At 46.2% G+C, this 21,871-nt stretch carries 22 protein-coding genes; 12 read left to right on the forward strand and 10 right to left on the reverse strand.

All coding sequences use genetic code 11. The features are described 5' to 3' along the window. Positions 1 to 41 precede the first annotated feature (41 nt). Complete coding sequence (locus tag MKY85_RS06120; RefSeq protein WP_339240188.1) at positions 42 to 254, forward strand: hypothetical protein; 213 nt, start codon at positions 42 to 44, stop codon at positions 252 to 254. 138 nt (positions 255 to 392) lie between these two features. Here the strand turns inward: MKY85_RS06120 and queF are convergent, their stop codons facing one another. The 6 genes from queF to MKY85_RS06150 all read right to left on the reverse strand — a co-directional run bounded on the left by queF (position 393) and on the right by MKY85_RS06150 (position 4,689). Further along, complete coding sequence (gene queF / locus MKY85_RS06125; protein WP_017690202.1) at positions 393 to 884, reverse strand: preQ(1) synthase; 492 nt, start codon at positions 882 to 884, stop codon at positions 393 to 395. Between the two features lie 149 nt (positions 885 to 1,033). Beyond that, positions 1,034 to 1,807 carry a 7-carboxy-7-deazaguanine synthase QueE gene (queE, locus tag MKY85_RS06130; protein ID WP_342572103.1) on the reverse strand — a complete coding sequence of 258 codons (774 nt, stop codon included), beginning with the start codon at positions 1,805 to 1,807 and terminating at the stop codon, positions 1,034 to 1,036. Beyond that, positions 1,800 to 2,291 carry a 6-carboxytetrahydropterin synthase QueD gene (gene queD, locus MKY85_RS06135; RefSeq protein WP_036611465.1) on the reverse strand — a complete coding sequence of 164 codons (492 nt, stop codon included), beginning with the start codon at positions 2,289 to 2,291 and terminating at the stop codon, positions 1,800 to 1,802. The genes queE and queD overlap by 8 nt, the downstream gene beginning before the upstream one ends. Beyond that, positions 2,288 to 2,968: a 7-cyano-7-deazaguanine synthase QueC gene (queC, locus tag MKY85_RS06140; RefSeq protein WP_339261333.1), complete on the reverse strand. Its 681-nt coding sequence runs from the start codon at positions 2,966 to 2,968 to the stop codon at positions 2,288 to 2,290. Before queC ends, queD begins: the two co-directional genes overlap by 4 nt. A 543-nt stretch (positions 2,969 to 3,511) precedes the next feature. Then, on the reverse strand, positions 3,512 to 4,216 hold the full coding sequence (locus MKY85_RS06145; protein ID WP_339240194.1) for an AIM24 family protein: 705 nt from the start codon (positions 4,214 to 4,216) through the stop codon (positions 3,512 to 3,514). A 17-nt stretch (positions 4,217 to 4,233) separates the two neighbouring features. After that, positions 4,234 to 4,689, reverse strand: a complete 456-nt coding sequence (locus tag MKY85_RS06150; RefSeq protein ID WP_339259339.1) for a hypothetical protein — start codon at positions 4,687 to 4,689, stop codon at positions 4,234 to 4,236. A 331-nt stretch (positions 4,690 to 5,020) separates the two neighbouring features. Here MKY85_RS06150 and MKY85_RS06155 point away from each other — a divergent pair, with 331 nt between their 5' ends. The 3 genes from MKY85_RS06155 to MKY85_RS06165 all read left to right on the forward strand — a co-directional run bounded on the left by MKY85_RS06155 (position 5,021) and on the right by MKY85_RS06165 (position 7,236). Beyond that, positions 5,021 to 5,188, forward strand: coding sequence for a hypothetical protein (locus MKY85_RS06155; RefSeq protein WP_342572104.1), 168 nt, complete (start codon positions 5,021 to 5,023; stop codon positions 5,186 to 5,188). A gap of 207 nt (positions 5,189 to 5,395) precedes the next feature. After that, the gene (locus MKY85_RS06160; RefSeq protein ID WP_342572105.1) at positions 5,396 to 6,100 is read left to right on the forward strand and encodes a hypothetical protein; all 705 of its coding nucleotides are present in this window, start codon (positions 5,396 to 5,398) and stop codon (positions 6,098 to 6,100) included. Between the two features lie 158 nt (positions 6,101 to 6,258). Further along, positions 6,259 to 7,236, forward strand: coding sequence for a WYL domain-containing protein (locus MKY85_RS06165; RefSeq protein ID WP_342572106.1), 978 nt, complete (start codon positions 6,259 to 6,261; stop codon positions 7,234 to 7,236). Between the two features lie 50 nt (positions 7,237 to 7,286). Here the strand turns inward: MKY85_RS06165 and MKY85_RS06170 are convergent, their stop codons facing one another. Continuing rightward, the gene (locus MKY85_RS06170; protein WP_342572107.1) at positions 7,287 to 7,958 is read right to left on the reverse strand and encodes a 3'-5' exonuclease; all 672 of its coding nucleotides are present in this window, start codon (positions 7,956 to 7,958) and stop codon (positions 7,287 to 7,289) included. Between the two features lie 425 nt (positions 7,959 to 8,383). Between MKY85_RS06170 and MKY85_RS06175 the strand changes: the two genes are divergently transcribed. Together MKY85_RS06175 and MKY85_RS06180 are read left to right on the forward strand one after the other, a co-directional pair. Next, positions 8,384 to 10,330 (forward strand): FAD-dependent oxidoreductase, encoded by a 1,947-nt coding sequence (locus MKY85_RS06175; protein ID WP_342572108.1) that lies wholly within the window; start codon positions 8,384 to 8,386, stop codon positions 10,328 to 10,330. Positions 10,331 to 10,698: 368 nt separating this feature from the next. Continuing rightward, positions 10,699 to 12,483 carry a proline--tRNA ligase gene (locus MKY85_RS06180; protein ID WP_342572109.1) on the forward strand — a complete coding sequence of 595 codons (1,785 nt, stop codon included), beginning with the start codon at positions 10,699 to 10,701 and terminating at the stop codon, positions 12,481 to 12,483. A gap of 609 nt (positions 12,484 to 13,092) precedes the next feature. On the opposite strand, the gene MKY85_RS06185 is transcribed toward MKY85_RS06180, so the two are convergent. The 3 genes from MKY85_RS06185 to MKY85_RS06195 all read right to left on the reverse strand — a co-directional run bounded on the left by MKY85_RS06185 (position 13,093) and on the right by MKY85_RS06195 (position 15,968). Continuing rightward, positions 13,093 to 14,892, reverse strand: a complete 1,800-nt coding sequence (locus tag MKY85_RS06185) for a 5'-nucleotidase C-terminal domain-containing protein (RefSeq protein ID WP_339259351.1) — start codon at positions 14,890 to 14,892, stop codon at positions 13,093 to 13,095. A 173-nt stretch (positions 14,893 to 15,065) separates the two neighbouring features. Continuing rightward, positions 15,066 to 15,482 (reverse strand): ImmA/IrrE family metallo-endopeptidase, encoded by a 417-nt coding sequence (locus tag MKY85_RS06190; RefSeq protein ID WP_342572110.1) that lies wholly within the window; start codon positions 15,480 to 15,482, stop codon positions 15,066 to 15,068. A gap of 42 nt (positions 15,483 to 15,524) precedes the next feature. Further along, on the reverse strand, positions 15,525 to 15,968 hold the full coding sequence (locus MKY85_RS06195) for a helix-turn-helix domain-containing protein (protein ID WP_339240212.1): 444 nt from the start codon (positions 15,966 to 15,968) through the stop codon (positions 15,525 to 15,527). 882 nt (positions 15,969 to 16,850) lie between these two features. Here MKY85_RS06195 and MKY85_RS06200 point away from each other — a divergent pair. The 6 genes from MKY85_RS06200 (at position 16,851) to MKY85_RS06225 (ending at position 21,760) form a co-directional block, all read left to right on the forward strand. After that, on the forward strand, positions 16,851 to 17,333 hold the full coding sequence (locus tag MKY85_RS06200; RefSeq protein ID WP_017690187.1) for an ArpU family phage packaging/lysis transcriptional regulator: 483 nt from the start codon (positions 16,851 to 16,853) through the stop codon (positions 17,331 to 17,333). A 55-nt stretch (positions 17,334 to 17,388) separates the two neighbouring features. Beyond that, positions 17,389 to 19,107 (forward strand): GAF domain-containing sensor histidine kinase, encoded by a 1,719-nt coding sequence (locus tag MKY85_RS06205; protein ID WP_342572111.1) that lies wholly within the window; start codon positions 17,389 to 17,391, stop codon positions 19,105 to 19,107. Positions 19,108 to 19,125: 18 nt separating this feature from the next. Continuing rightward, positions 19,126 to 19,860 carry a response regulator transcription factor gene (locus tag MKY85_RS06210; protein ID WP_342572112.1) on the forward strand — a complete coding sequence of 245 codons (735 nt, stop codon included), beginning with the start codon at positions 19,126 to 19,128 and terminating at the stop codon, positions 19,858 to 19,860. Positions 19,861 to 20,049: 189 nt separating this feature from the next. Then, positions 20,050 to 20,625, forward strand: a complete 576-nt coding sequence (locus MKY85_RS06215; RefSeq protein WP_342572113.1) for an NADPH-dependent FMN reductase — start codon at positions 20,050 to 20,052, stop codon at positions 20,623 to 20,625. Positions 20,626 to 20,669: 44 nt separating this feature from the next. After that, positions 20,670 to 21,128 (forward strand): VOC family protein, encoded by a 459-nt coding sequence (locus tag MKY85_RS06220; RefSeq protein WP_339240217.1) that lies wholly within the window; start codon positions 20,670 to 20,672, stop codon positions 21,126 to 21,128. Beyond that, positions 21,125 to 21,760 (forward strand): ring-cleaving dioxygenase, encoded by a 636-nt coding sequence (locus tag MKY85_RS06225; RefSeq protein ID WP_342572114.1) that lies wholly within the window; start codon positions 21,125 to 21,127, stop codon positions 21,758 to 21,760. The genes MKY85_RS06220 and MKY85_RS06225 overlap by 4 nt, the downstream gene beginning before the upstream one ends. Positions 21,761 to 21,871: the final 111 nt, after the last annotated feature.

The following is a 21,871-nucleotide window of genomic DNA, read 5'->3' on the forward strand; positions in this document are numbered from 1 at the left end:
ATTCCATATTTTAGAATGAAAAGGAAAGGGGAGGGATGGCATTGAAATCCTTATCGCCTTATGAATCAGCTCGACGTGAACTGGTAATGACCATTGTATATATGGCTGTAATCACGTTTCAGGCTCTCTATGTTGCACCGAAATCTCTATCTGCTGCTATCGTCATATTTATCATTTTTCAATCGATTGGTGTGCTGATGTTGAGACATTACGTTAAAAAGGTCAAAGAACTGAAGGAAGATCAGTCTACTTGAAATTGACTCCAAACTTAGGATTGAGACACGGAGGTTCTACAGGTTTATACTAAAAAGCCGAACTTCTTCAGATGGAAGAGTTCGGCTTTTGGGCATTCAATGATTCTATTTTATAGAGATTGCATGAACCAGACTACTTTAACGATTATCAATTGTCTCCGGATACATATCATGATTCATCATGCGATGGTCGGCCATCTGCTCGTACTTCGTTCCCGGCTTACCGTAATTTGTGTACGGGTCAATGGAGATACCACCGCGCGGTGTGAATTTGCCCCATACTTCGATGTAGCGCGGGTCCATCAGCTTGATCAGGTCGTTCATGATGATATTCACACAATCCTCGTGGAAGTCACCATGGTTGCGGAAGCTGAACAGGTACAGCTTGAGTGATTTGCTCTCGACCATTTTGATATCAGGAATGTAGCTAATATAGATCGTTGCAAAGTCTGGCTGACCCGTAATCGGGCACAGGCTGGTGAACTCCGGGCAGTTGAATTTAACAAAATAATCACGGTACGGATGTTTGTTATCAAAGCTCTCCAGAATGCCCGGATCGTACTCAAACGTATATTTTACGTTCTGGTTGCCTAGCAACGTCACATCTTGCATCTCATCAGGTTGTCTCATCGGTTATTAAGCGCTCCTTGTTTCCGTCAAAGCCCGAAGCTTCGCGGTATATATGAATAGGCAATCTTCAATCGTGCCTGTTTAATTCTCTTCATTGTCTGAGGACATTTCGTTCTCATCCATGCCGCCCATTCCACCAATACTGCCCATTAGACGCCGCGTTTGTTGCCCCATACCAACGTATGAAGCTGTGGAAGCACACGAACATCATTCAGGTCATCGGATGCACTGACTTGGTCAATCAGCCACTCATAACGAGCAAGCAGTGAGGACGCCAGATCTGGCGTATCGGCGGAAGTCACATCCGGGTTCCCGGTTTGTAAAAATAGATCCGTGCCCGGATATCGTGCATGCACACGGCGGGCATAGCCCAGGTCTGTCTCATCGAAGATCACGATCTTCAGACTATGGCTTCGTTCTGCCGGGCCAGCGGCTAGCCGTCCGATCAGATCATCCAGCACGGACCAATCCGTGTCCATGCCGGAGCTGGGTGGCTTGGGCGAGACGGTGACTTCGTCAATGTCCGCCAGCCAAGGCTGCCAGCGGGAGCCCTGCGTCTCCACCGCGGTGCGGATGCCGTTCTCCCGCAGCAGGGCAACCAACCCGCCCAGCGAAGCGAGCAGGGCGGGATTACCGCCGGAGATGGTGACATGGGAGAAACGCGTGCCGCCAACGCGGCGCAATTCTTCCCATACGCCCTCCGGCGTAATCATCTGGATCTGGTCCTTGCCACTGCCGTCCCAGGTAAAGGCCGAGTCGCACCAGGAGCAGCGATAATCGCAACCCGCGGTGCGAACAAACATCGTTTTTTGCCCGATGACCATGCCTTCGCCTTGAACCGTCGGACCAAAAATCTCCATCACAGGGATGCGAGCCTCTTGGTTACGTTCACGCGACGGCCCATGTTCTACAACACTACTCATCAATCATCCACTCCCGTCTCGCTTCCGCGTAACTGGTTGGTGTCTCGAAGAGCCTTACAAACTCTGTCCGTCCGCCGTCGGTTAGTCCAGCATATGGCTCTGTCTGAAGCGCATGTTCCATCTGTTCGAACAGCCAAACGACCATATTTTCAGCTGTTGTATTCATTAAAGGAAGTGTCTCGTTGAGGTACTGATGATCCAGATAACCCTCAATCTGAGTTTTCCATATATCCTTGATATGTCCAAAATCAACTGTCAGCCCGGTTTCACCCGGATAACCGCTGATGCCAAATATCACTTTATACGTATGACCGTGCAAGTTCTTGCACTTGCCTTCATAACAATGCAGATGATGTGCCGCGTCAAAGGTGAATTCTTTGCTTACAAGCACACGTTTGCGGTGATAGCGCAGCTGGGTGGGTAGGATATCTTCACCTATTCGTTGCAGATGCTCCACAATACGGAATGTTCCCGGCTCTCTCATCGTACATCCACTCCCGCCGATTCAGCAGCAGCACGTTGCTGTACATAACGATCCAGTCCGGCTTTGCGCAATTTGCAAGCAGGGCATTCTCCGCATCCATCGCCAATTACGCCGTTATAACAGGTCAGGGTACGCTCACGAACATATTCGAAGGCACCGAGATCATCTGCCATCTTCCACGTTTGGGCTTTGTCCAGCCACATGAGTGGCGTATGAATGACAAATGGGTAGTCCATCGAGAGATTAAGTGTCACATTCATCGACTTTACAAATGAATCCCGGCAATCCGGGTATCCGCTGAAATCCGTCTCACATACACCTGTAACCAGGTGACGAGCTCCTTTTTGTTTGGCCATAATGGCTGCAAAGCTGAGGAACAGCAGATTCCGTCCATCCACAAATGTACTTGGCAGTTCGCCTTCTTCATGTGTAATTTCAACATCTGTGCGCGTGAGGGCGTTGGGGGCAAGCTGGTTTAACAGGCTCATATCGAGAACCGTTTGCTGCACGCCCAGATCGCGAGCGATCTCGGAAGCACATTCAATCTCCAGCTTGTGGCGCTGACCGTAATCAAACGTAACAACCTCGACTTCGGCAAACTGTTGTTTGGCCCAGAACAGACACGTGGTGCTATCCTGACCGCCGCTGAATACAACGACTGCTTTTTCTTCGTTCAACATAAAAAAACCTCTCTATCTTCTTGAGATCAAACCATGCACGAAGGCATAGAGTGTCGGAAGAACAGAGAAGTTCATGAACTGGCATCCATCAAAAAACACACCTTCTCGATAACCGCTTCAAAAAAAGCAGCCATGAGCAAGTGTCCTTAGTTTTTTACGTACATTACGTTAAGTAACGTGTACGCAAGACTTATACTGACCATCACAAGGTCAAGTCTTATAGAGGGAGTTCGCGAACCTCTCCCATGCCGTAGGGCGTGTCTCAAAACTCGCTGAAGTGCATCTTTTACCGCCTTTTCGCCCCATTCTGCGTCACTTTCCCTTGACGTGCCCCGGCACGCCTGCGGAAAATTTCCTTGCTTGGAACGAAAATTCGGCAAAATCTGCTTCCTTCGGAGTTCTCAGACACGCCCTATGGCACGGATTTTCTTCTTCAATTGTCTGAACCATTATAACATGAAACCGCGTGGTGACCACCCCACTTGAGCACAGTGGCAGTTAATCGGTTGGCTTCATTAACTAACGGTCTATTTGATATGTTTATTTGATCAGTACATTCCCGAAAGGGATCACTTCTTTCAGAATTCGTTTGAACAGACCCTCATCGTTGAGATCCTGTTCCAACCGACGATTCTCACGTCCAGCCTGAAAGAGTACAGATCCATGTCCTGTCATCTTCCAATGATAATTCATATGCTGACTGGCAAGGTTGTTACCATATACCGTGAGTTCCAGATGTGCATTCTCGGGATAGGCAATGATGCTACCGGCATCCACATACAGCGGTGCTGTTGGGTGAAGTTCCTGTTGGCAGACCTGGCCTTGAGTGAGCAATCCGATTTTACCTCTGCCGGAAAATTTCATTTTCACTGCATCACGGGTGATCAGCATGTTTTTGATTTTTTGGATTTTGGTATGCATCGTTACACCATCCGAGTAGAAGAACAGGTGGCGGAAATCATAGAGCAGATCACTGTCCTCCGTGAGCTCCACTTCCTTCATGGTGAATCCGGGAGGCAGGGCAGCCACAAATTGGCAAGGTCCGGTAATTTCAGATTTAATCAGCTTTTTCTTGCGATATATGCCTGTAATATTCATGAATTTATCATTGCGGCTCCCACTTGGACCGCGGAAGGCCACTATTTGCTGTGGATGCAGAATATGAAGGCGGTCATCTTTAATCAGTGAAAATGTGACGACTTGTCCAGTTCCGCCTGCTTCAGCATGGTTCAGGTGTATGTTCATGCAGTTGCTCCTGTCTTTTATACTCGGCCTGAACGGCGACGCATTCCCCAACGCATCACACGAATCAGAACAAAATAACCCAATATAAGAGAAACGACAGTGATGATCATCGTCTGAATTCGTTTGCTGGCAGCCGCTCTGGCATTCTGGTCATCTTGCAATTTGCTTACCATTTCAGTAAGTTTCTGGTTCTGAGCCAGTAGCTGTTCGTTCTGGGTCTTAAATGCTTCGACATTGGCCTGAGCTTGTCCCAGCTGAGCGGATGTTTGATTCAATTGCTCCATGGTTTGTTTGTAACTTTCCTGCAGAGCGTTCACTTCTCCAGGCAATTCGGAGACTCGCTCCCAGCCGCTATATATATCTGTAAAAATATTGGCACTGGCTGCATTTGCTGTCGAAGCGATCGAAACGGTAAATAGAATGCATGTGGTGAATAACACCCGAATGAAATAACCCTGAATGGATTTTGGCATCGTTAACACCTCTTTCTTCGGTTAGATCGAGCAATCGCCGAAATCGTCGTCTATTGTTGAAATACGGCTCTTACATTATACGTCAAAATCGGGACGATGGGTTCAAGATGATATCGTTTTATTACCCGAAATATTTAAAATGATTTAGGAACAGGGCTGTTTAGCATATAAATCTGTGGGGTAATAGAACGATAGGCAAGCACACCGGACCGTTTTAACAGAACTTTCACTTCAGTTCCGGGTGCATGCTATTCACAAATACGCAATTTAATGAACGATACCAATATATCCGATTGAATATAAGATCGCGAACATGAAGGAGTAGAAACATATGTATACGACAGATCAGAACACATCAACCAAAACAATTATGATCACTGTTAACGGAGAGCCAGTAGGGCGTAAGCTGGTCATTGACAGTGTCACCTATGCTCCGGTAACCCAAGCAGATGGTACACAATACTTACACAAAATGGGAATTGATCATCCTACAGTTTAATTTGGGACTTGTCATAGATTAAGGATTGAAAAGCTTGGCATAGTGCCAGGCTTTTTCGTCGTTTATTGTCGTATTCAGGCGGATTTGGGGACGAGAAACTAATATATTGGAAAAATTTAATGGGAACATGTGTTCCGTGACAATATAGTGTCCATTCACCCTGATAACTTAGAAGATAATACACATAAATCGGGGGAGAGACTACCAGTGAACTCAGTCTTTGAAGTATCTTATTCGTGGAATAAAGAGGCCATACCGACAGGGGGAGCCGACCCCGTATATATGATGGTAGAGTGGCGTAACGGTGCCCCTGCCAAAAGACTTAGGAAAATAGCACCCAAAATTGTATCAAGAGATTTGGAACTTTTGCTCAAACCGGAATATGGGGTACAGCTCAAAGGCATCTATGGATGTCGCTCCAAAGAAACAGATATTGGTTGGTTACTCAGGCTTGGTGATGTATACAAAGGGGAGAGCAAACAAATTTTGCTTGAATTCGTCATGGGACCCCATGTATCAGGAAAAGCAGCGGTATGTTCAGCCTACTGGAGCACAAGGAAGTTGAAGCAAAGTCAACGCGTATTGTTACGAAGAGAGCAGTTGTATATTCAGTACACCAGTCATCTCGGCATGCTGAGACAGCCGGAAGATCCGAAGGTGGAAAAGACCATTAAGTTAAGTGAAACTGTACCGTTGATCAAGCAAGCCTTACGTGCCTATGAAAGGGGCCGGGTTCAAGAGGGGAGTCATATGTTGCGTCGTCATGCAGATGCGCTGTTAATTGAAGCCGCACGCAAGCAGGATCTGGATTATTACACAGAAGCCGAGATCGTTGAGAAGCTGCGTTGTCATTATGAAATCACGTTTACAACCGGATATCATGACCGTGAACAAAAGATATTAGGCGAATAGGGTTGATTTCAGATGGTTACGGTATAGAGAGAACGAGTCTACATATGTTTTGAAGGTGAAGTTTAGGAGAAGGTCGAATGTATGTATCAATATCATATTAAACTATGGATGGAGTTGTATCAAATTTATTGAAACAACATCGTGGAGGGTCCGGCAAAATGACAGACCGACTAATCCGATTAATGCGCATTATCACGCTGGTACAAGCCAAGCCAGGCATTCTGGCGCGTGAGCTTGCCCAGCGATGCGAGACGACGGAAAGGACGATATACCGCGACATGGAGGCCCTCAGTGCAATGCATATCCCGATCGCCAATATGGGACACGGACAAGGGTACATGTTTATCAGCCATTTTGCCATGTATCCGCTTAATTGGTCTGATGAAGAAGCCCAAGCTTTCATGCATCTTGCTGAAGTTATGGAGAATATTCGTCCTTTGCTGAAACCTGCTTTTGAGAGCGCGTATGAGAAAGTGGTTGCTTCGAGTCAGAAAAACAAAACAGAACGTGTGGAATGGTCGGAGCAAATAAGTGGATTATTCAAAGTGGGATTGCCCGTATGGCAACATGAAAATAATGATTCACAGAACCAATCCCTGATTACCCTGCTTCAGGCTGGAATCTCACAGAACACTATTGAAGCGGAGTATCTGTCTCAAGGGAAAAAAGGAATTGTACGCATAGATCCTTACTGTCTTATCCCGCAAGAATACAGATTTGAGCTGTTAGGGTATTGTCACCTGTCGGAGAAACTTCGAATATTTCAGGTGAGCCGGCTGCTAAGGATACGGATCTTGCCGCGTACGTTTCGAAAAGAGGACTATCTCATACAATCACACTTCCGCATTCCTTGGGCATATGAGGGAAGTACGGAGTGGACTGCGTTCAAAATTCGATTTGCACCCCATGCTGTGGAGCGTGTAATGCAGGAACAATTCTATATACGCCCCATCTTAACCATAGAACCGGAAGGTAGCCTGTTATTTGAAGCCATTTTAAGTGACGTTGAGGAGTTTCTCGTATGGATATCCAAATATGGACCTGATGCGGAGATCCTCGAACCAGAGATATGCCGCATCAAGATGAAAGAACGCCTGAACTATTGGCAGCAAATGTACAATAGAAGTCGAGATTAGAAGGCTCCTATTCTATCGCAACACACGATTAGGCACCGTGCTGTGTAGAGCTACTCTTTGGATTTGAACAGGTTTGCCAGGTTGCCAAACGGAGATTCTTTCTCCTCATCTTCTGTAGAGCTGGAATAGACAACCTTGGATGCAATGCCTTCATCATCGGCTGCACAGTTATTTTCCAGCGTGAATCGGTCGAATTGATGCATGAATACCTTGGCTGTATTGATGGCATCATCCAATGCGCGGTGCTGGGTACCATCGAATTCAATGCCGCAGATTTCAAGAGCCTGAGCGAGACCGAGTTGACGGAACTTGCCTTCTTTGCGAACGGTGCGCGACCATTGTTGCTGGAGATCGTTATGATTGGTGATCCAGGCCACATCCAGTTGATGGGTGCGACAATGAGAGATCAGTTTGCTGCGGTCATCGGGTCCCCAGGAACACATGTAATAGGGGTCACTTCCCATCCAGGCAATGAATTGAATCAATGCTGCCGGAAAAAGTGGGGCTGCATCAATATCTTTCTGCGTGATGCCTGTAAACTGAATCGTGTCAGTGGACAGAACGGATTTGTTGGAAGGACGAACATACGTATGGAACGTGTCCGTAACGGCCAATCCATCCGCACTTTCCGTAACTTTGACGGCGCCGATATCAATGATTTCAGAAGAATAGCGAGTATTGCGGCTTACCGTGAATTCAAGATCATATATGATATATGGCATAGGACAAGCTCCTTTATCGATTAATACCTGTGGTAGATTTCTATTTCTCTATATTACAGGGAACATGCTTCCATGTCAGCCATCGCCAGAGAATTCATTGTAATCAGGATGAACGAACTGTTGGAATGTTTAATCATCTAACAGATGCATTTCCGGTTTTGGTAAGTCTTTACTTCGCAAAAAGTGGTCGTTATAATGAGTGGAGTTAGGGGCTTTCCTATATATTGGTCTGTATGTATGGCGACATAAAAGTAGAATTATTATCAAAACTTCCTAACACAGTTTGAAATGTTGGGAAGTTTTTTTGTTATTTATGCCTATTCATGCAGGAAAGGAGAGAAATTAGTCGGTTGTTGGTATAGCATAGGAAAACTGCTTCATGAGTTCTATTATTGAATTTACAGTACATATGGAGGTTTGTTTCTTTGATTAGCAGAAAAATGAAAATAACAGCAATTACAGCTAGTGTGTTTGTTGTGTTAATGAGCGCTGCTTATGGTGCATTTTATATTTGGAACAAGAATTATAAATTTAATAATAATTATGTATGGCAGCCACTGGAGAACGTAGAATCTACATTAACCTTGAAAGATTCCTATAACGTGATTGTAGCTGGAACGGACCCTGAAGGTATTACCGCTGCCTTATCAGCTGCTCGTAATGGGATGCGTGTGTTACTGGTGGAAGCCAGAGATCGCAACATGTTGGGCGGATTGTTAACCGAGGGAGGCCTTAATACGCTGGATCTAAATTATTCCCCTGAACAACCGCAGTTATTGAGTAGTTTGCGACAGCCTGATTTTTTGAACAAGGGCATTTTCCAGGAATGGTTTGACCAGATCGAGGGCAGTTCTTTTGATACCCATACAGCAGCTAACGTTTTCTATCGGATGGTTCGTTCTGAACCTAATATTGACCTGTTGATGAACGCGAAGGAATTAGTTCCTCTTACTGAACAATCTACGGGAGATCACACGACAATAACGGGGATGAGCATAACGAAAGAAGACGGAACAACGGTTCAGATATCAACCCGCTCCATTATTGATGCGACGCAAGATGCGGATATTGCAGCCGCTGCAGGAGTTCCATACTCCATCGGTAGACAAGATATTGGAGATGGTAAATCCAAAATGGTCTCTACGCTCGTATTCAAGCTAAGCGGTGTTACAGATGAGGTATGGCAAAAGTTTAGGGAAAGAGAGGGAACCGGGGTTGATAAGATGAGTGCTTGGGGGTACGGTGATGCTCGAAAATATGAATCCTCCAATCCACAACATATTAAGATTCGTAGTCTGAATATTGGAAGACAAAATGATGATACAATCTTGGTTAACACGATGCAGATCTTTGGGGTAGACCCGTTAGATCCCATATCTGTGAAAGAAGGTTTGGAGATCGGGAATAAAGAAGCCCCACGAATTGTTGATTTTCTGAAGAAAAATTATGATGAATTCGCAGGGCTGCAATATGCTGGGACAGCGAATGAGCTTTATGTGAGGGAGTCACGTCACATCTATGGCGAGTATCGATTAACTTTAGCGGATGTCATGGAAAATCGTGATCATTGGGATGCCATTGGATACGGTTCATACGATATTGATATTCAGAGCACGAGTGTTGGAAATGCCGGCACGATTATGTTAAGTCCGATTCAATATGGTGTACCTTTTCGTTCTCTTGTTCCGCTAAAGGTGGATGGTATGCTTGTCGTCGGACGTGCAGCAAGTTATGATACAATCCCACATGGTAGTGCGAGAGTTGTACCGCTGGGAATGGCAGAGGGAGAAGCGGCAGGAGCGGCGGTCAAACTGGCCTACGTCCATAAGGAGTCCTTCCGAGAACTCTCAGCTTCTGAAGAGCGAGCATCTGAATTACGCAAAATGCTGGAAAAACAGGGTATGGATCTAAAGGTACATCATTTCGAACAGCCTAAGTATATGGAACATAAGGATTACAAGGGATTGCTGGCTGCCGCGAGTATGTATATGACTTCAGGCAATTATAATAACGATGGTTGGGAACTGGATAAAGGAATGAATCCGGAACGATTTTTAAGTAAATTGAAAAGAATGCAGTCGATGTTCCCAGAAGCCTACACCGGCAGTGTCGATCAAGCTCTGGCCACTATGGAGAATGCCTCAAGTCTACCTTTAACGTTGGATCAGGCTGCGTATATGTTATGTCTGGCAATGGGATCTGCAGAAGCTGAAACTTCACTTGAAGATGCACTTGCTCAATTGCAAACGCAAAACTTTATAAGTGACGACACACTTGCTGGCATTCATGACAAGAACAATCTTACCAATGGGGATGCGTTTATGCTCATTCGTGATGTAGTGGAGTATTATTCAGGAGTTGTATTTGGTTAAGTTGGTTGACAATTACTTGTAAATGAACTAATGTGGTCAAAAATGATAACAGCGTTATAACGAGGACATGATTGTGCAAGCCAGCTTCAACAGAGAGGGGACAGTATGGTGTAAGGTTCCTGTAGCTGCTTCCTAATTCCTACCTCGCGAGCTGCGGAAGAGAATACTCATTCAGGGTTGCAACATCCGCCGGCAGGGCCCGTTATGCCCCGTAGGACTGCATTTTACAGATCGCATAGGTTGCGAACGGATGAATATGCAGTTAAACAAGGGTGGTACCACGACACATTCGTCCCTTGACGGATGTGTCTTTTTGCTGTTTACACGCCGTATTTTGATAATAAAAAAGAAGATTGGGAGTGGTCCAGATGCGTCAAAGTGAAATGTTTGTTCCAACATTACGTGAAGCGCCAGCGGAGGCAGATGCGGCCGGACATCGCTGGTTACTGCGCTCCGGTATGATTCGCCAACTGGCAGCAGGAATCTACAGTTACCTGCCTCTTGGACGCCGTATATTGTTGAACGTTGAACGGATCGTTCGAGAAGAGATGGATCGTGCCGGTTGTCAGGAAGTATTACTGCCGATTATGCAGCCAGCCGAACTGTGGGAAGAGTCCGGAAGGTACACCCAGTATGGTCCTGAATTAATGCGTCTAAAGGATCGGCATGCAAGGGAGTTTGCTCTTGGACCAACACATGAAGAAGTGGTAACTGCGTTAGCGCGGGATGAGGTGAACTCGTATCGTAAGCTGCCATTCACGCTGTACCAGATCGGAACCAAGTTCCGGGATGAACGCCGTCCTCGATTTGGATTGCTGCGCGGTCGTGAATTTATCATGAAAGATGCGTACTCCTTTGCTTCCGATTGGGAAGAACTTGATCGTACCTATCAGGCGATGAATACAGCTTACAGTCGCATTTTGGAACGTTGTGGTCTGGACTATATCCGTGTCGAGGCGGACGCAGGAACGATTGGCGGTCAGGGGGAAACACACGAGTTCATGGCTCTTGCTGATGTGGGGGAGGACACAATTGTCACCTGCAAACATTGCGGATATGCCGCAAATCTGGAGAAAGCTGATTATCAGACTCTAGAAGATACGGAGAAAAAAGAAGGGAGCTTGGAAGTTCCAGTCGACTCTGCCAGTGCAGACTCCGCTCTTCAAGCGGATGAACATTCAGGAGCGGAAAACGTAGTACGCATCTCGACACCTGGCGTTCGTACGATTGCAGAGTTAAGCGCCTTTGTGGGCGAAGCTGCTAATCATATGATCAAAACACTACTTTATCTGGCAGACGGTCGGCTCGTTGCTGCCCTTGTACGTGGAGATCATGAACTGAATGATATCGCATTAAAGCAGGTGTTGGGTGCAGAGGAACTGATCCTTGCAGACGATGCAGCCATTGCAGCACATCCGAGTCTGAAGGTCGGTTTTCTGGGTCCGATTGGACTGAATCTGCCGATGGTGGTGGACGCTGACGTGGCAGTGATGAAGAGTGCAATCACAGGAGCCAATGAAGTGGATATGCATATTTCCGGTGTACGCCCAGGCATTGATTTTGCATTGGAGCGAGTAGAACGAATCCGTTTTGCTGCTGAAGGGGATGCTTGCCCAACATGTGGCTCACCACTTGGTTTTACCAAAGGCATTGAGGTTGGACACATTTTCAAATTGGGAACGAAATATAGTGATGCCATGGGTGCTTCATTCCTGGATCGTAATGGTCGCCAGTGTGCGCCAGTCATGGGGTGTTACGGCATTGGCGTATCCCGTCTGATGGCTGCGATAGCTGAACAGTATGCAGGAGATGAAGGCATACGTTGGCCTGCGACTGTGGCGCCATATGATGTGCATCTGATTCCGGTAAGCTGGAAGGATGAGCAGCAGCGTCAACTCACGCTGGAACTGGAACAACAATTGGTCGAGGGTGGTTTCACTGTATTAGTCGATGACCGGGATGAACGACCAGGTGTGAAATTCAAGGATGCGGAGCTAATCGGATTGCCTGTACAGATCGTGATTGGCCGAGGAGCAGCAGAAGGACAGGTTGAACTGGGATCACACGCCCTTGCAGCATCAGGTGAATCGAAGCGAATCTCGTTAACGGCCCAGGAAGCCGTGTGTTATGTGAAGGAACAGCTCACTTCCTAGATCTATTTGGCTAATGATATAAGTTCATATAGTAGTACCGAATATCATGCGGTCGATCATTTTGATTGCCAAAATTCCAATTCGAGTATGAAAAAGAGGGCTATAGACATATAAATAGGCGAGATTTTAGTTGTTGTATCAGACGAAATAACTAAATGGGGATCGTTGTATTCAGTATACAAATGGTTTTATGATTAAGGAATTCGAGATCATCATGCTCAGGGCGGATTGATGTGCAAGTATGCAATTTTGAGAAGACAGAGATGTCGAAATCAAATGTATAATAACCGCATGAATACAGTAATTTTGGAGAGTTTTTATATAGTTCGGTATCGAAGGCACGTGATAAACTTGGTCCGTAAAGTCCATGCAGGGATTTATTTTTACTTCAAATGATTGTCAAGATCAGCAGGATATGTCCACGGGAAATGTTCAACATAACTGATATGGGTGGATGTTAAACAACAGATATTAAAAAATGGAATAGAAAAAAAGGGAGTCCCTTAACCAGTAATCTGGCTTTAGGGACTCCCTTTTTGTTATGGCAAGATAGATTCGTGATGTAATTGAACCATATCAGCGATCACGCCTATACGCACTTTGCTGAGCTTAAGAAGCTGCGGGCAATTTCAATTGTTGACCTGGATAAATCCAGTGTGGATTTTTGATATTGTTCAGCTTTTGCAATGCCTGCCAAGTTGTGCCGTATTGTTTGGAGATAGAGTACAGGGAATCTCCAGATTTCACAACATGCAGTTTCGCTGGAGCTGGTTTGCTTGGTGTTGGTTTAACCGGTTTTTCCGGTTTTGGTGTTTCTGGTTGTGGCTTGGTTGGAGCTGGTGTTTCTGTTGCCGGAGTTTCCGGCTCTACTGCAGGTTTTTTCGCTTCACTGATCCGACCATCTGTTTTGATGTTAACTGCGCCAAGCTTCTGCATGTAATTGATCAATGCTTCGTCCAGCGCGCCATACATACCTGTTGTTGGGTATTTGGCAAACATGGTGTATTCGTCACCACCAACAGCTGTGAAATCATTGGTTGCCAGCGTGTATGTGGCTTCCGGATCAAGGGCTTTATCACCAACAGTCACGGAATGTACACGGCTACCTTCAGCAGCGGAAGCGTCGATTTTGAACTTGATTCCAGATACTTGCGGGAATCCACCGCTTGGTTCCGGATAGGAGGCTACACCGACTTCAAGGGCTGCCAGGATATCGGATCCCTTCACTTCAAGAGTTACCACTTGATTACCAAAAGGAAGCACTGTGATGATATCACCTTTGGTTACGACACCTTGCTCAATGGAAGCACGGATACCCCCACCGTTAGTCAGTGCGATATCGGCATTGCTGACATCACGAATGGCATCTGCAAGCAGGTCACCCAGGTTAGTTTCACCTGCACGTACTTGTTCACGTTTACCATCCAGCAGTATAGCTGTATTGGCTACTTCTTCTTTCAAAATCGGTTCTTGTTCTTTTTGAATGGAGTTTACGAGAGTTGCAACTTTCTCATTCGGTTTGATGTCTTTTGCTTCCGTTTCATCAATTAGAGTTGCTTGTTTCTTCGTTACTTTACCACCGTCTACCCACAGATCGATGACACCCACATAATTGGTGTATTCCCCTGCACTTGCAATCAATGTTCCATTATCGGATACAAGACCATCTTGCAGTACAGTGTGGCTGTGACCATCAATGAATACATCGATGCCAGGAACTTCTTTAACGACTTTGAAACTAGTATCCGTGCTGGATGCGTCTTGTCCAAGGTGTCCCAAGACAACAACAACATCTACTTTGCTGCGAATTTCGTTTACCAGAACTTTGGCTTCCGCAGATGGATCTGTAATATCAAGACCTTCTACGTTTTTCGGATTCGTTTTGTACAACGTTTCCGGTGTAGTCAAAGCGATGATACCGATCTTCACGCCATCCACCTCTTTGATGAGGTAAGGATCAAAGAGTCGTGTTCCGTCTTTTTTCTTCACGTTGGCACTCAGCATGGGGAAGTTCATCATGTCTGCCAGTTCAATCAGGCGATCCGAACCATAGTTGAATTCGTGGTTACCCGGTACGATGGCCTGGTATCCCATTTCATTCATGACTTTTACGATGCTTTCACCATTTACGAGAGTGGCAAAAGTTGTACCATGTACAGCATCTCCGGCATCCAGTAGGAGTGTGTTCGGGTTTTCACTGCGATATTTGTCAGCGATTCCAGCTACTTTGGCAAAACCCATGGCAGGTGAAGATTCAACTGCACGGGCATGCGTATCATTCGTATGTAGAATAGTAATGTGTTTGCCTGTGCCCGGAGTGGTGTCCGTTGCAGCCGCGGCAATACCTACACTGCCAAACAGCAAACAGACCGTTAGCAGAAGTGAAACGTAATTCTTCCAGATTTTCATATGAATCCGATACCTCCCCAAATAATAATCTACTAGAGCGTTTACATAGCTCAAATAGTATTTTAACAGACTATTATTAGGAAATCTCGCGAATCACGTAAAAATAAGTAACCTGAAAGTGACATGTTTATATTGGTACTGGTAAAAATAATCTCCGCAAAGAACGTATGTTCTTAAATGGTGTAAAAAAAATGCTGCACTTCACGCGGCAGTCCGGTACGTAAACAAAATTTCTCCAAAGATTCATCCGGTTCAGGCATTATCCCGGAGGTTAGTAACTGAATGGCAAAACGGTTAGCCTGTCTTTCCAGCTTGCCTGGAGCAAAATAGGAATGTTCCTCCAGAAAGAATCGATTAATCCCTTTATGAAGCCGGTCATGGCCAAGCTCATGGGCGCACACGAACCGTTGCCATTCCGGCGGCAAATCATTGTGTATGACGATAAACCTGCGCCGGAGCTTGCGGAAGTACAGCCCCTTGGTGGATTTCCCCAAATTGGTGAAACGAATCTGTATTCCAACCGCGCGGGCAATGCTGAAAGGGCAGTTGGTCCGGTGTTTTCGAATCAGCTTTGTTACGATATCATCCATATGATCTCACCTGCTGCTTCATTAAATTCAGTTCGTCGTGCCTCATGGGCGATTGTCCGATTCGTCTGTCTTTTTGCGTTTGTTCATCTGTTTGGCTTCCCAGAACAGACCTGTCAGTACATCCTTAATTCGTTTCTTGTCATCTTCATCGAGTGGAATGCCGTCAAACATCAGATCATCATCGTCCTCCAGCATCTTTTTGAAATCACGACGGTCTTTGTATGTAGCCCATTCCGGTACTTCCTGAAGTTCGGTGGCACTCCCTGGTTCGATATAACCAGCCTGTTTCATCATCTCTGTATAAGGCACCGAGAGTGCATCTGAAATCTTGCGGATAGTTGCTGGTTTCGGCACACCCCGGACCCCATTTTCAATACGTGAAATCTGTGAGTTACTTATTCCGGCTGCTTCGGCGAGCTGATTGATGCTGTATCCCTGTTGCTCGCGCAGTTGTTTCATATAAGGACCAAAAGCGTGCTCCACCATGTATGCCAACTCCTTCGATTCGTACAAGTGCTTGAAATTAATATTAAGAAGAAAGGTGAATGCGACAACCCTAAAACTCTGCGGGTGCGCCGTTCCGGATTCGGATCGTTCTTTTGATCGCTGTTATCCCCGGATTTCCTGTATCCCTTTCCTAAAGGGTGAAATCCGTTGCTAAAGCCGAACGCTTTGCTTCTTCAGAATCGATTCCGTCTCCTCCACTACGTTGGCTCTTGGTAAGTGCATTAACACATATTTCAAAGGCATCTTCTTAATATTAAAAATCAAATGACTTATACGGAAGTTCATTAATTAAACAGTACTATAACGTATATATACCATTAGGTAAAGGGATATGAAACAATTATGCCAAAAGGCATAGGAAATGAGAGCGAAGGTTTTATTTTATCGTCAAAATGAACCAAAATGAAGGTTTACTCCGATCTCCAGAAAGTGGTATCCTCAAATAGAAATACGAACACCATACGAACAAAATGTAACATTGACACAGGTTGGAGTTTAAGAAACCACCCTTTGAAGAAGGGAATTCCCCGGATTATACCGATTTGGAGTGATTCCAAAAGGCAACAGCGGGAAATTGAAAAAATGTCGTTATTATTTCAGAGATCTGGATAACTCTAATAAAGATGAGAGCATGAGGGTTTAACTTTTATAGAATGAATTTTAAGGTACTCAAGAACGAAGAGGGCAGAAAAAAGCTGGAGAAGCGAAGTGTTCGCCTTTATCACTGGATTTCCACTTTTGAAAATATAATCAAAGAAATCCGGGGATAACAGCGATCGGAAGGTTATTCTGTCATCAGAGTGAATATGCGAAGCTACTAGACTTTCATTCTATACCTAATGTTAAAGGAGGAAGATAAATATGGAATTGATGCTGCCCGAATTGGACCGACGCAAAACGCAAACGGCTGTTGAAGCTGCGCTGGAGAAATATCGAATCTATAAAACGATTGCATTTGAAGAACGAGAGGTTATGGTGACGGCAAGTTATGCGGAGCGTTTCCACGGTGCAACCAATGTGACGGGGGATTCCACGGCACGAACGGCGATCTATAATGTGGATGTGCAGCGAGCGCGTCAGGCATACTGCGATACGATTGATTTTGTGGTGTCCCGCCTGAGTGAAAAGGAACGTGTTCTCGTATGCGAACGATATCTGAAAGACGATGATGTGTTTGATTATAAAGTGTATAACCATGTGTTTGATCCGCCTGTCAGCAAGGACACGTATACGAAGATTCGTACGCGTGCTTTCTACAAAATGGCGCTGGCTCTATCAGATCGAGGACTAATTAATATGGAGCCGTTGTCTGTGTCCCGCAAGGAGCGGCAGAAGCTGGGCTAAGTTATCGATTGAAGAAGTTGATCCTTTAATATCCAAGGTGGATTGGTTACAATAGTTGAACAAACCACAGTTGGCATTAGCCAAAGGAGAGAAGACTGTCATGTCGGAAGAAGTCGGAATGCAGGAAATGGTCACGCTGAAGACAATCGCAGAAACGCTCAATACGTCCAATGATCTGAACCTCATGCTGGATACCGTGGTCGGCAAATTACTGGAGTTGACCGGATTAACAGCAGGCTGGATGTTTCTGATTAATGAACGTGGAGACTATGCCTGTGTTTCGGATTACAATCTGCCCCCGGCATTACTGCGTAAAGATAAAGAGCCCATGCGAACGGGTACTTGTTGGTGTGTGAACCGCTTCAGGGACGGTCGTCTGAATCATGCGGTCAACATCATTAACTGTAAACGGTTGGAGGATGCCGTGGAATTCCAATGGGGAGATACCCACGATATTACCCACCATGCGACCGTTCCGCTGCGGTCAGGTGATAAAATGCTAGGCTTGCTCAACGTGGCTGCGCCAGCCAAGGAACATTTTAGCGATAGTGAACTGGCACTGTTACAGGGCGTCGCGTACCAGATTGGTAGTGCGATGGATCGGATGAGATTGTATCGTGCGGAGCAGCAGCGAGCTGATCTGTATGCCAAGCTAGGGGAGTTCAGCACGGCCTTGGGCCTTGCGGTGAACGAATGCAGCAATTCGGATGCCTTTTCTGTAAAAGTTGTACAGCTGCTTGGACAGCATTATGACTGGCCTTTTGCCGCAATCATTCAGCAGAAAAACGGAATGTTCGTTTTGCAGGCAGTGTATGCAGACAATAAGGTTCGAACATTATCCAGTGCGCTGGTATCCTCGGAAGCGGCAAACCACATGAACCGGGTAATCCATAGTCATCGTGCCACATCTCTGTCTGCAATAGAGGTGGCTGAGATACTTAGTCTATACGAGCCTGACCAGACGATGAATTCCATTGCCTCGGGAATGGTTGTTTCTCTCCCGTATCATACGCCAGGGGAAACGGGAGTTCTGGTGATCGGAATAGGAACAGGAACAGCAGGTCCTGTACAGGCAGACCTTGAAATGCTGGAAGCATTGGCTGAGCATATTGCGGCTGCATGGGAGAGTCTGAAGCTGGCGGAGAATCGCCGAGAACTGGCACGACTGGAAGAGAGAAACCGGTTGGCACGTGATCTTCATGATTCGGTTAATCAGATTCTATTTTCACTATCGTTAACTGCTAAAGGTGCGGAAAGTATGTTGACAGCATCCGAACAGGCCCACCCGGCAGCGGAAGCGATGAAGGATATTCGGACTTTGTCTCAGGAGGCTCTTAAGGAAATGCGCGCATTAATTATGCAGCTACGTCCTGCAGGACTGGAAGCAGGGCTACTCCATGCGTTACAGGAATACGGTACCAGCCAAGGTCTTCAAGTGGTGATGAATCGGACGGGAATGCGGTCTTTACCGCGTAATATAGAAGAAGCATTATGGCGAATTGGGCAGGAAGCGCTGAATAATATACGGAAACACGCGGATGTTCCTTCTGCTGAGGTCAGCCTCAAGTTAAGTGAGCATGAAGTGGTGTTCACCGTTGCAGATCACGGAATAGGCGGTGCGCAAAGGCCAAAGACATCGTCTGGAAATTCACTTGGCCTGTCCATTATGAAGGAACGGGCCGAATCGCTTGGGGGCAGGTTGGAGATCGTTAGTTCTTCCCGCAAGGGAACAACAGTAACGGCAGTCATTCCACTTCCGTTCGAATCCGTATAAAGTCAGGGGGGAGAAGAGATGCCGATTACGATTTTGCTCGCAGATGATCATGCGATGGTGAGACGAGGACTGCACGTTTTTTTGAGCACACAGCAAGACATGGAGGTTGTTGGTGAAGCATCGAACGGACAGGAAGCTCTGACGCAGGCGGAAGCGTTAAAACCCGACGTGGTATTAATGGATCTACATATGCCGGTCATGGACGGAATCGAAACAGCTAGACGGCTGCGTACACTAATGCCAACAACCCGAATCATTGTGCTCACCTCGTTTTCCGATCAGGATCATGTGGTTCCTGCTGTGCGCGCTGGGGTGAAAGGATATCTGCTCAAGGATATTGAACCAGAGGACTTGGCTGTGGCCATTCGTAATGTGCATGCGGGTCAGGTGGAATTACATCCTGCGGCAGCAGGTCAATTGATGCATGTGATGGCTTCATCCGATGGGTCGATGAGCGAACAGTTATCAAAGCAAATACCGACAGATCAGTCGGCGGACACCCTACATCCAGAGCTGAAGCAGGTGGAGAAAACAACGCAAACATCTTCTGGCGGTCCGGATATGCTCACTCGCCGTGAACAAGAGGTCTTAGGATTGATTGCTCAAGGGCTGAGCAACAAGGAAATTGCGGTTCAATTGGTCATTACCGAAAAAACGGTCAAAACCCATGTCAGTCATCTGCTCGACAAACTGGGGTTGGCGGATCGGACACAAGCGGCTCTTCATGCGTTAAGAAATGGCTGGGTCGTCTGACCATTTCCGACATATCTTCATACTTAAGTCGTATAAACTCAACCTAAAGGTTGAGTTTTTTTGGTATTCAAGTTAAGTCTATCTGCTGACGAATTGAATGTGGAAAAAAGGTAAGATAAGGATAGTCAAAGACGGATCGGTTGAAGGAACGTTAGCGTTTGAACCCAAAAAACAAGGAGAGTGACATGAATGAATATTGTTATTTTGGCAGGCAGCAATCGGAATAATGCAACCAGTACACGATTGGGAGAGTATGCGGTGGAGATTATTCGGGGTCAAGGACATCAGGCCAGCCTGTTTGATCTGTATAAGTCACCGCTCCCATTCTACGCACCAGATGAGAAACAAGCGGATCACGAACATCTGGCAGACCTGAACACGCGAATGCTCGCTGCGGACGCAATCATCCTGTCTACACCGGAGTATCACGGCAGTATTAGCGGTGTGCTCAAAAATGCACTGGATCACCTGAGTCAGGCTCATTTCAGCGGCAAACCCGTCTTGTCCATTAGCTCCTCCGGCGGAGCAGTGGGGGTAAGTTCGCTTTTACAACTGCAAGCGATTGTTCGCAATCTGCATGGCATTAATGCACAAGAGTGGATCTCCATTGGGGGTTCACAGCGCAGACGATTCGAAGCGACATTTGACGGATATGAAGAATACGAAGGCAGGCAGGATATAGAGGACCGGGTGCAGCGGGTTATTGGATCGTTTTTGAATCTGGCCCAGACGTTAACGAATGCGCGGAATGCATCCACGAGTTAAGAAAGAATGAAGAAAAGGCGAAAATGGAAAAGAGGTTGAGCATCATGATTACAGGCATATTTGAAACACATCTAAACGTGACGGATCTGGAGAGATCCCATCATTTCTATGAAACGGTCTTGGGTTTACTTCATGCCTATGGGCAGAAAGAACGCGGAAACTCCTTCTACTGGATAGGTGGAAAAGGCAATGCCATGCTGGGATTGTGGCAAAAGGAACCTTCCAAGGTGCAGCGTCAGCACTTTGCTTTTCAAGTATCTCTCGAGGATATGAAACATGCGGTGGCTCACTTGGAGAATAAAGGGATCAAGACACGCAACTTCCTGGATGATGATATCGGTGAACTGTACGTCTTTGGCTGGATGCCTGCGGTATCTGTATATTTTAACGACCCGGATGGTCATTCGCTTGAATTCATCGCCATGCTCCCGGATGAAGCGAAGCCTGAACTTGGCATGGTGCCATGGAGTGAGTGGGAGAAGATGCAGGGGCGAAGCGTATGATCATCGAAGAATTACAGTTATACACAACTCGGCTGGAGGAGCTCAAGCATTTTTATAGTGTTACGTTAGGCATGGAGGTGTCCAACGCGACGGATCAGGCCTTCCACCTTCAGGTTGGATCGACCAGGATGATATTCAAACAGTGTGAGACGGATCATGATCCCTTCTATCATGTGGCCTGGATGATTCCGACGAATCGATTCAAAGAAGCCAAACAGTGGGCTGCATCCCGTGTTGTTTTAAGCAAGGAAGGGGAGCGGGATGAGACGTACTCTACGAATTGGAACTCTCATTCTTTCTATTTCGAAGATCCGGCAAGTAATATTATCGAGCTGATTGCTCATCATCGTATTCAGAACGAGAGAGATCATAACTTCTCTGCGAAAGACATCGTACAGGTATGTGAGGTTGGATTGGTGTCGGATGATGTTCTGTCTACGGTGAATGAGCTTCAGCAGATGGGACTCACGCGCTGGGGGGAGGTTAGTGAAACCTTTGCTCCTGTAGGAGATGTACATGGTTTATTTATTGTGGTGAAGAAGGAGCGGACGTGGTTTTTCTCTACGCAAAAAGCACAGATCTATCCACTGGAAGTATCCATCCGTGACGTGGGCAAGCTTCGAATAGGCTAAACTTTTCATTCCGGGTCAAAACGGGCATATGTGGAGCAATTCCATCATGTTATAGAAGTAAACGCTTTATTTATTAACCAGAATATATAAGTTGAACTACATTTACACGAT

Source organism: Paenibacillus sp. FSL R5-0749 (assembly GCF_038595085.1).
GTDB lineage: Bacteria > Bacillota > Bacilli > Paenibacillales > Paenibacillaceae > Paenibacillus.

Coding starts and splice junctions, on each gene's coding strand:
- queF (WP_017690202.1), bottom strand. CDS start 884: ATGAGACAACCTGATGAGATGCAAGATGTGACGTTGCTAGGCAACCAG.
- queE (WP_342572103.1), bottom strand. CDS start 1,807: ATGAGTAGTGTTGTAGAACATGGGCCGTCGCGTGAACGTAACCAAGAG.
- queD (WP_036611465.1), bottom strand. CDS start 2,291: ATGAGAGAGCCGGGAACATTCCGTATTGTGGAGCATCTGCAACGAATA.
- MKY85_RS06145 (WP_339240194.1), bottom strand. CDS start 4,216: ATGAACATACACCTGAACCATGCTGAAGCAGGCGGAACTGGACAAGTC.
- MKY85_RS06150 (WP_339259339.1), bottom strand. CDS start 4,689: ATGCCAAAATCCATTCAGGGTTATTTCATTCGGGTGTTATTCACCACA.
- MKY85_RS06155 (WP_342572104.1), top strand. CDS start 5,021: ATGTATACGACAGATCAGAACACATCAACCAAAACAATTATGATCACT.
- MKY85_RS06165 (WP_342572106.1), top strand. CDS start 6,259: ATGACAGACCGACTAATCCGATTAATGCGCATTATCACGCTGGTACAA.
- MKY85_RS06170 (WP_342572107.1), bottom strand. CDS start 7,958: ATGCCATATATCATATATGATCTTGAATTCACGGTAAGCCGCAATACT.
- MKY85_RS06180 (WP_342572109.1), top strand. CDS start 10,699: ATGCGTCAAAGTGAAATGTTTGTTCCAACATTACGTGAAGCGCCAGCG.
- MKY85_RS06185 (WP_339259351.1), bottom strand. CDS start 14,892: ATGAAAATCTGGAAGAATTACGTTTCACTTCTGCTAACGGTCTGTTTG.
- MKY85_RS06190 (WP_342572110.1), bottom strand. CDS start 15,482: ATGGATGATATCGTAACAAAGCTGATTCGAAAACACCGGACCAACTGC.
- MKY85_RS06195 (WP_339240212.1), bottom strand. CDS start 15,968: ATGGTGGAGCACGCTTTTGGTCCTTATATGAAACAACTGCGCGAGCAA.
- MKY85_RS06200 (WP_017690187.1), top strand. CDS start 16,851: ATGGAATTGATGCTGCCCGAATTGGACCGACGCAAAACGCAAACGGCT.
- MKY85_RS06210 (WP_342572112.1), top strand. CDS start 19,126: ATGCCGATTACGATTTTGCTCGCAGATGATCATGCGATGGTGAGACGA.
- MKY85_RS06215 (WP_342572113.1), top strand. CDS start 20,050: ATGAATATTGTTATTTTGGCAGGCAGCAATCGGAATAATGCAACCAGT.
- MKY85_RS06220 (WP_339240217.1), top strand. CDS start 20,670: ATGATTACAGGCATATTTGAAACACATCTAAACGTGACGGATCTGGAG.
- MKY85_RS06225 (WP_342572114.1), top strand. CDS start 21,125: ATGATCATCGAAGAATTACAGTTATACACAACTCGGCTGGAGGAGCTC.